This window comes from Tatumella sp. UCD-D_suzukii, from assembly GCF_000611875.2.
In the GTDB taxonomy this organism is placed as follows: domain Bacteria; phylum Pseudomonadota; class Gammaproteobacteria; order Enterobacterales; family Enterobacteriaceae; genus Tatumella; species Tatumella ptyseos.
Genome location: NZ_JFJX01000001.1, coordinates 432,712 through 441,247, shown reverse-complemented (window position 1 = coordinate 441,247; position 8,536 = coordinate 432,712). Strand labels below are relative to the sequence as shown.

8 protein-coding genes and 1 rRNA gene are annotated in these 8,536 nt (G+C 48.7%); 7 read left to right on the top strand and 2 right to left on the bottom strand.

The features are described from left to right. Both CG67_RS02025 and gmhB read right to left on the bottom strand, forming a co-directional pair. A 16S ribosomal RNA gene (locus CG67_RS02025) occupies positions 1-435 on the bottom strand; the annotation flags it as partial. Positions 436-850: 415 nt separating this feature from the next. Further along, positions 851-1,417: a D-glycero-beta-D-manno-heptose 1,7-bisphosphate 7-phosphatase gene (gmhB, locus tag CG67_RS02020; protein ID WP_025901317.1), complete on the bottom strand. Its 567-nt coding sequence runs from the start codon at positions 1,415-1,417 to the stop codon at positions 851-853. Between the two features lie 811 nt (positions 1,418-2,228). Here gmhB and CG67_RS02015 point away from each other — a divergent pair. From CG67_RS02015 to proS, 7 genes are all read left to right on the top strand, one after another. Then, on the top strand, positions 2,229-2,651 hold the full coding sequence (locus tag CG67_RS02015; RefSeq protein WP_025901316.1) for a hypothetical protein: 423 nt from the start codon (positions 2,229-2,231) through the stop codon (positions 2,649-2,651). Positions 2,652-2,897: 246 nt separating this feature from the next. Next, on the top strand, positions 2,898-3,929 hold the full coding sequence (gene metN, locus CG67_RS02010) for a methionine ABC transporter ATP-binding protein MetN (RefSeq protein ID WP_025901315.1): 1,032 nt from the start codon (positions 2,898-2,900) through the stop codon (positions 3,927-3,929). Further along, positions 3,922-4,575, top strand: coding sequence for a methionine ABC transporter permease MetI (locus CG67_RS02005; protein ID WP_025901314.1), 654 nt, complete (start codon positions 3,922-3,924; stop codon positions 4,573-4,575). The genes metN and CG67_RS02005 overlap by 8 nt, the downstream gene beginning before the upstream one ends. A 32-nt stretch (positions 4,576-4,607) precedes the next feature. Next, positions 4,608-5,426 carry a MetQ/NlpA family lipoprotein gene (locus CG67_RS02000; protein WP_025901313.1) on the top strand — a complete coding sequence of 273 codons (819 nt, stop codon included), beginning with the start codon at positions 4,608-4,610 and terminating at the stop codon, positions 5,424-5,426. 124 nt (positions 5,427-5,550) lie between these two features. Further along, positions 5,551-5,952: an Rcs stress response system protein RcsF gene (gene rcsF, locus CG67_RS01995; protein WP_025901312.1), complete on the top strand. Its 402-nt coding sequence runs from the start codon at positions 5,551-5,553 to the stop codon at positions 5,950-5,952. Next, complete coding sequence (gene tsaA / locus CG67_RS01990; RefSeq protein WP_025901311.1) at positions 5,949-6,656, top strand: tRNA (N6-threonylcarbamoyladenosine(37)-N6)-methyltransferase TrmO; 708 nt, start codon at positions 5,949-5,951, stop codon at positions 6,654-6,656. Before rcsF ends, tsaA begins: the two co-directional genes overlap by 4 nt. A gap of 93 nt (positions 6,657-6,749) precedes the next feature. After that, the gene (gene proS / locus CG67_RS01985) at positions 6,750-8,468 is read left to right on the top strand and encodes a proline--tRNA ligase (RefSeq protein WP_025901310.1); all 1,719 of its coding nucleotides are present in this window, start codon (positions 6,750-6,752) and stop codon (positions 8,466-8,468) included. The last annotated feature ends 68 nt before the right edge of the window (positions 8,469-8,536 follow it).

The window sequence follows — 8,536 nt, the reverse complement described above, 5'->3', positions numbered from 1 at the left end:
TACTTTACAACCCGAAGGCCTTCTTCATACACGCGGCATGGCTGCATCAGGCTTGCGCCCATTGTGCAATATTCCCCACTGCTGCCTCCCGTAGGAGTCTGGACCGTGTCTCAGTTCCAGTGTGGCTGGTCATCCTCTCAGACCAGCTAGGGATCGTCGCCTAGGTGAGCCGTTACCTCACCTACAAGCTAATCCCATCTGGGCACATCCGATGGTGCGAGGCCCGAAGGTCCCCCGCTTTGGTCTTGCGACATTATGCGGTATTAGCTACCGTTTCCAGTAGTTATCCCCCTCCATCAGGCAGTTTCCCAGACATTACTCACCCGTCCGCCACTCGTCACCCAAGGAGCAAGCTCCTCTGTGCTACCGTTCGACTTGCATGTGTTAGGCCTGCCGCCAGCGTTCAATCTGAGCCATGATCAAACTCTTCAATTTAAGTTTGATTTGCTTAAAATTTGTTTAAGCGATGCTCAAGTGTAAAACACTCATAATGAATTTCATTATGTGTTCACTCTTAAGACTTGATATGTTTTACGTCCGGAGACGTTGATATCAATCCTGCGAGTGCCCACACAGATTGTCTGATAAATTGTTAAAGAGCGTTGCAACTCAACCGTTTAGGTTGCTGTTGCGAGGTGGCGTATATTACGCTTTTCACCTCAGGAGTCAACCACTATTTCGTGATTTTTTCTCCCGGACCGAATCTCTTCAGTCCCTGTCACGTCGCTGCGTATCGCGCTTTGCCGTGTCAGTGGGAGCGCATTATAGGGAGATAATTTTTTCTGACAAGGGTTTATTTCAAATAAATTATCGTTCGCTGAAAGTTCACACAATCTGTACTCTTTCCAGGCTATTTCGCTGCATTTTTGATAAAAGCAGGTAACTCAGCCAGGCTATTGAGTACAACATCAGCCGTTTCTTGCGCTGTTTCATCAATAGGCTGCCCGCTACGAACCAGTATTTTATGTCCGACACCTGCCGCCTGAGCTGCCAGCATATCTTCCCGCTTATCCCCCACCATATAAGATGCGGCCATATCAATGTTCAACTGTTCCTGTCCCGAAAGTAACATTCCGGGCTTCGGCTTGCGACAATCGCAGACCTGAGCATATTCCGCGACACTCCCTTCAGGATGATGAGGGCAGAAGTAAATACCGTCCAGCTCAACATCGCGGTCCGCCAGTGACCAGTCCATCCATTCCGTCAGTTGCATAAACTGATCTTCTGTATACTTACCGCGGGCAATCCCTGACTGGTTCGTCACCACCACCAGCGCATATCCCATTTTCTTTAATTCCTGCATGGCTTCGATAACACCATCGATAAATTGGAAGTCGTCGATCTGATGCACGAAACCATGGTCAATATTGATAGTACCGTCTCTATCCAGAAAAATGGCCGGAATTTTATTTGTCACGCAATGACTCCTCTGATTAACTGGCCGCATTATCGCATGATCAGCTGTGTCAGTGCATCAAAAGCCGGATGGGACCGCTGCAACATTCAGCTATCCTTAAGAACAGTGCCGGGTTCGGGCGGGCACTACCCCCGTAAAATTACGATACTGTCTGTTTTCAAATTTCTTTCATTTATATGGCAAGGCGGTCCCGGGGGAATTTTACCCGGTACAATCACTGGCATAATGACCACGTACAGACAACTGATTAGCTGCTGCTGACCCAATACCGGTCGGAAAGACAGCCAGTAAGGCTACATCTGCACCTGCATCTATAAAAATGACCAATACAGTAAACCGTAACACTAATCATTACTGGATAAGATAATTATTGTATTACCCATCTACGCTGGTATTTATCTGATCAATGTATTGACCTGATTAAGTTATCAATCAGAATACAAATATAGTTTTGACTAACATCACTCTCTGCAAAACACAAATCCGCTAGCCTTACCTATTAATTGTTGATAAAGGGATTTTCACCATGATTTTATCATATGATAAAACCATCAATTACCTTCCAGAAAGAATACAATTTACAAAAGCTATTCCTCAGGCAGAGAAAATGAATGTAAGAAAACCACTTTTACCGCAATCGGCAGCTTTTCTTTGGGGGTTGCGGTCGGTTTTATTCCCCTTCCGCTATATGTGGCATTAAGCTTTTCACCGGTAGGTATCATCGCCTGCTCAGTTATCCTCAGTCTGGCAGGAAGCACTGCAGGGTCAATGCTCGGCAAATATATTGGTAACAAGATCTACGAGGTGACTAATGATCAGTAAACTCCCGATAGACCTGCTGTTATTATTAGGTCTTACCGCATTACTCGTATTAATGGCGCTTATTTCTTATAGTTATGCTTTTTTTGTCGTTCGTCCCAGAGATAAAGAAATAACTAAGCTATTCTACCAACGTTTTGGCTGCTACCCGCCAAGCGTTGAACTTTACTTTTCGCTACCACGTATAAAATATTTTCACTTCAGAAATTACACTTATTACCAGATACTACTCAAAGAGAAAAACCAGAAATTCCTCATCAAACAGGGTATTACCTGCGAACAGTATGATTTTATTCGCGCTCTTCCATCAAACTTAACCGCACCGTTGTTAAAAGAAATAATATTAAGTTTTACAACCGGCCTTACTACGCTTCTTTTATTCGTATCTGGTTTCATTAGCATGTATTTCGACTGACCCTGCCCGCACGATGACTCCCGCCCTGCCTGAGGGAGGCCCTGTGATATTGAAGCCTCCCTTACCTTGGGCAATCCCCGACAGAGTTTTGACGCCGATAAGACGGCTATCACATATGCAAAATGACGATAAGACTTTCATTGATTTAGACGTCTGGATGCCTTAACATCCTTTCCATTACAGACATTGTCACTGCTGAAATGTCTTACAGCTCCCGTAATATCTTATAAAAAATCGAATACATAGATGATTAAATTAGAAAACATCAGCAAAGTGTTCACCCAGGGAACACAGACAATTACCGCATTGTCTGACGTCAGTCTGCATGTACCTGCCGGACAAATTTACGGGGTGATCGGTGCCTCGGGAGCCGGGAAAAGTACACTCATTCGCTGCGTCAACCTGCTCGAACGTCCGACATCCGGCCGGGTACTGGTGGATAACCAGGACCTGACGGCGTTCTCTGAGAAAAAGCTCACGCTGGCACGCCGACAGATTGGCATGATTTTCCAGCATTTTAACCTGTTAAATTCGCGCACGGTTTTCGGCAACGTGGCATTACCGCTGGAACTGGAAAACCGTCCGCGTGAAGAAATTAAACAAAAAGTCACCGCACTGCTGGAGCTTGTCGGACTGGGTGATAAGCATGATTCCCGTCCGGGCAATCTGTCAGGTGGCCAGAAACAACGTGTCGCCATTGCCAGAGCACTGGCCTGTGACCCGAAAGTCCTGCTTTGTGATGAAGCGACCAGCGCACTGGACCCGGCCACTACCCGTTCTATCCTCGAACTGCTGAAAGATATCAATCGCCGGCTCGGTTTGACCATTATGCTGATTACTCATGAAATGGATGTCGTTAAACGCATCTGTGATCAGGTAGCAATTATCAGTCAGGGCAAACTGATTGAGAAAGACCAGGTCAGTGAGGTGTTCTCTCATCCGAAAACCCCGCTGGCACAGCAATTTATTCAGTCGACTCTGCATTTAGATATTCCTGATGATTATCAGCAACGTCTGAGCCAGACCGCCGATAAAGGTAAAATTCCTCTGCTGCGTCTGGAATTTACCGGCGACTCGGTCGATGCCCCTCTGCTTTCTGAAGTTGCCCGCCGCTTCAATGTGGATTGCAATATTATCAGTGCTCAGATGGATTATGCCGGCGGAGTTAAATTCGGCATTATGCTGACCGAAATGGCCGGCGAGAGTAAACACAGCAACGATGCCATTCAGTGGCTACGCGAACAACATGTAAAAGCCGAGGTATTAGGGTATGTCTGACGCCATGATTTGGTTACTGGCTGGCGGTGTCTGGCAAACACTGATCATGACCTTCGTTTCAGGTTTCTTCGGGTTCGTTCTCGGATTACCCGTGGGAGTATTATTGTACATCACCCGTCCGGGACAGATTATGGCGAATAAATCGCTGTACCGGGTGATCTCTGCCATCGTCAATATTTTCCGCTCCATACCGTTCATCATTTTACTGGTCTGGATGATCCCTTTTACCCGTATCCTGGTCGGAACATCGATTGGCTTACAGGCGGCGATAGTGCCTCTGACCATCGGCGCGGCTCCCTTTATTGCACGCATGGTTGAAAATACCTTACTTGAGTTACCGGCAGGACTGATTGAAGCCTCCCGAGCCATGGGGGCAACACCGATGCAAATTATTCGCAAGGTGCTGCTACCGGAAGCATTACCGGGATTAATCAACGCTGCCACCATTACCCTGATCACGCTGGTCGGTTACTCAGCCATGGGCGGTGCCGTCGGTGCCGGCGGACTGGGTCAGATTGGTATTCAGTACGGTTATATCGGTTATGACGCTTTTGTAATGAATTCGGTATTAGTATTACTGGTTATTCTGGTGTATTTAATTCAGTTCTGTGGCGACCGGATTGTTCGTGCCGTTTCCCGGAAATAAGTCATTTAATAATTTTAATTAAGGAAGAGAACATGACCTTTACCTTTAAACAAATCGCTGCAGCAGGGGCTCTGATTGGTGTGATTGCACTGACAGGTTGCGGCCAGAAAAATAAAGAAGATGAAAACCATATCAAAGTAGGTGTCATTGCCGGTGCCGAACAGCAGGTAGCGGAAGTTGCCAAAAAAGTGGCCAAAGAAAAATATGGCCTGGACGTTGAACTGGTGACCTTTAACGATTACGTGCTGCCCAACGAAGCCCTGAGCAAAGGGGATATTGATGCGAATGCATTCCAGCATAAACCGTATCTTGACCAGCAAATCAAAGATCGCGGTTACAAACTGGTGGCAGTAGCCAATACCTTTGTTTACCCGATTGCCGGTTATTCCAAGAAAATCAAATCCATTGACCAGCTGAAAGACGGTGATCAAATCGCTATCCCTAATGACCCGACTAACCTCGGCCGTTCATTACTGCTGCTGCAGAAAACCGGTCTGATCAAACTGAAAGACGGTGTCGGACTGCTGCCGACCACTCTGGATATTACCGAAAACCCGAAACACCTGAAAATTGTTGAACTGGAAGCACCTCAGTTGCCTCGTTCTCTGGATGACAACCAAATTGCCCTGGCCATCATCAATACCACTTATGCCAGCCAGATTGGTCTGACACCGCAGAAAGACGGGATCTTCGTGGAAGGTAAAGACTCACCTTATGTGAACCTGATCGTGACTCGTGAAGATAACAAAGATGCACAGAACGTGAAAAACTTCGTTAAAGCGTATCAGTCTGACGAAGTGGCTGCGGCTGCCAATAAAATCTTTAATGGCGGTGCGGTTAAAGGCTGGTAAAATCTTACCGGCAGTGAACAGGGTGGCAGAGATGCCACCCTTTTTATTTCTGCATGCGGTGTCTTGTTATTTTCCTACGCTCTTGTTTCAATAGCCCCTGTTTATATTTTATGAGGGTTATCCAATGCGTCTGTTTCCGCTTTGCGTGTTTGCGTTAATGCTGACAGGCTGTTCCGTTCACCATGAACTTCCCGCTCGTCAGCCGCTTTCATCAGCAAAACACAGTGAGCCGGCACGCAATAAATATGCCCATCGTGCCACACCGGTGCAGATTTATACCTCCCCGACAGAATTGCTCAGTAAGCCGTTCCGGGATCTGGGAGAGGTCTCCGGAGAGGATTGTCAGTCCGGATCTCAGGACTCCCCGGCGAATATCAATACAGCACGTAAACGTATGCAGATAAAAGCGTCGGAATTAAAAGCCAATGCTGTCCTGCTGCACCAGTGTGCTGTTGTGACCACGACCGCAGGATGCTACCGTCAGGCGGTATGTCAGGGTTCGGCGCTGCAAGTCTCGGCCCAATGAGTGAGTTTACGTTCAATCCCATCGGGGTCATCCGTTCCCCGTGGAAAGAGAAGTTCGCCGTTCCCCGACAGCCAGGACTGGTAACACAGGAAGGCGGGGAGCTGCATTTACTGCCACCCTATAACCAGAATGATGCCGTACGTGGACTTGAGCAGTTCAGCCATTTGTGGGTGATTTTTGTTTTCCACCAGACAATGCAACAGGGATGGCGTCCGACCGTTCGCCCTCCCCGTCTTGGCGGTAACCAGCGCATGGGCGTTTTTGCTACCCGGTCCACCTTTCGCCCGAACCCGATAGGCATGTCACTCGTGTCCCTGCAAGGGATCCGTACCGGGAACCATCAGGTTATCCTGGAATTAGGCAGTCTGGATCTGGTCGACGGCACACCGGTAATTGATATTAAGCCTTATCTTCCTTTTGCCGAAGCCTTGCCCGATGCCCGTGCGGGATACGCGCAGGAAGCACCTGTTGCCGATATGCCGGTGACATTTACCGCAGACGCCAGACAGCAATTATCTCTGCTGGCGAAGCAGTATCCCCGCCTGGAGCATTTTTTGTCTGAGGTGCTTTCACAGGATCCGCGACCGGCTTACCGGAAACAGAGTGAGGACACCCGGGAATATGCTGCACGCCTGCTCGACTTTAATGTGCGCTGGCGTATCACCGGGCACGGGAATGAAGTGTTTGCTATCGAGCCCGGTTAAATCACGCTTTTTGACAACGCAACTCACTGGTACACTAGCCGCCAGCCAAAAATAATCACTTTTCGATCTTCCGTTTAACTGGAATATTTATTAATGCGTACTTCTAAATATATGCTCTCCACCCTGAAGGAGACTCCTTCTGATGCTGAGGTTATCAGCCATCAGTTAATGTTACGTGCCGGCATGATCCGTAAGCTGGCATCAGGGCTGTACACCTGGCTGCCCACCGGCTTACGGGTAATGAAAAAGGTCGAAAAAATTGTCCGGGAAGAGATGGATAATGCCGGAGCCGTTGAAATCAGCATGCCGGTCGTTCAGCCGGCCGATTTATGGGAAGAAAGCGGACGCTGGGAACAGTACGGCCCGGAACTGCTGCGCATTAAAGATCGTAACGAACGTCCGTTTGTTCTGGGTCCCACCCATGAAGAGGTCGTAACCGACCTGATCCGTAATGAACTGAGTTCCTACAAACAGTTACCTCTGAACCTGTATCAGATCCAGACAAAATTCCGTGACGAAGTGCGTCCCCGTTTTGGTGTGATGCGTTCACGTGAGTTTGTGATGAAAGATGCCTACTCATTCCATACTTCTCAGGCATCCCTGCAGGAAACGTATGACGCAATGTATCAGGCATACAGCCAGAGCTTCAGCCGTATGGGACTGGATTTCCGTGCTGTACAGGCAGATACCGGTTCGATCGGCGGCAGCGCTTCTCATGAATTCCAGGTATTGGCGAAAAATGGCGAAGATGATGTCATCTTCTCTGATAGCTCCGATTACGCTGCTAACATTGAGCTGGCCGAAGCCGTAGCTCCTGAAGGTGAACGCCCTGCGGCCACGCAGGAAATGACTCAGGTCGATACCCCGAATGCGAAAACTATCGCCGAGCTGGTTGAGCAATTCAGTCTTCCGGTCGAAAAAACGGTGAAAACATTGCTGGTTAAAGCGACCGAAGAAAGCGGACATCCGCTGGTTGCCCTGCTGGTCCGTGGCGATCACCAACTGAACGAAGTCAAAGCAGAGAAGCTGGATGTCGTTGCCGCGCCACTTTGCTTTGCGACAGACGAAGAAATCCGTCAGGTTGTGGGTGCCGGTGCCGGCTCTCTGGGGCCGGTCGGTCTGACGATCCCTGTGATCGCTGACCGTACCGTCGCGAAAATGAGTGATTTCAGTGCCGGGGCAAACATTGACGGCAAACACTGGTTTGGTATCAACTGGGGTCGTGACCTGCCGGAAGCCCGTGTTGCGGATATCCGTAATGTCGTGGAAGGTGATCGCAGCCCGGATGGCCAGGGTATCCTGCAGATTAAGCGCGGTATCGAAGTGGGTCATATCTTCCAGCTGGGCACAAAATATTCAGAAGCACTGAAAGCCACTGTTCAGGGCGAAGATGGCCGTAACCAGACCCTGACCATGGGCTGCTATGGTATCGGTATTACCCGTGTGGTAGCCGCCGCCATCGAGCAGAACCATGATGACCGTGGGATTATCTGGCCGGACGCACTCGCGCCTTTCCAGGTCGCTATTCTGCCGATGAATATGCACAAATCCTTCCGGGTACAGGAGCTGGCTGAAGCATTATATGACCAGCTACGCGCTCAGGGTATTGAGGTGATCCTCGATGACCGTAAAGAACGTCCGGGTGTGATGTTTGCCGATATGGAATTGATCGGCGTACCTCATACCATTGTTATCGGTGACCGTAATCTGGATAACGGTGAGATTGAGTATAAACACCGCCGTGATGCAGAAAAGAAAATGATCAAATCCGATGAGATCGTCAGTTACCTGACCGCCCGCATCCCGAACTGATTATTCTTTTTTCGGAAAGACCGCTTCTGTTAAAAACACACAACGCTGTTGTGTGTTTTTTTATCGCT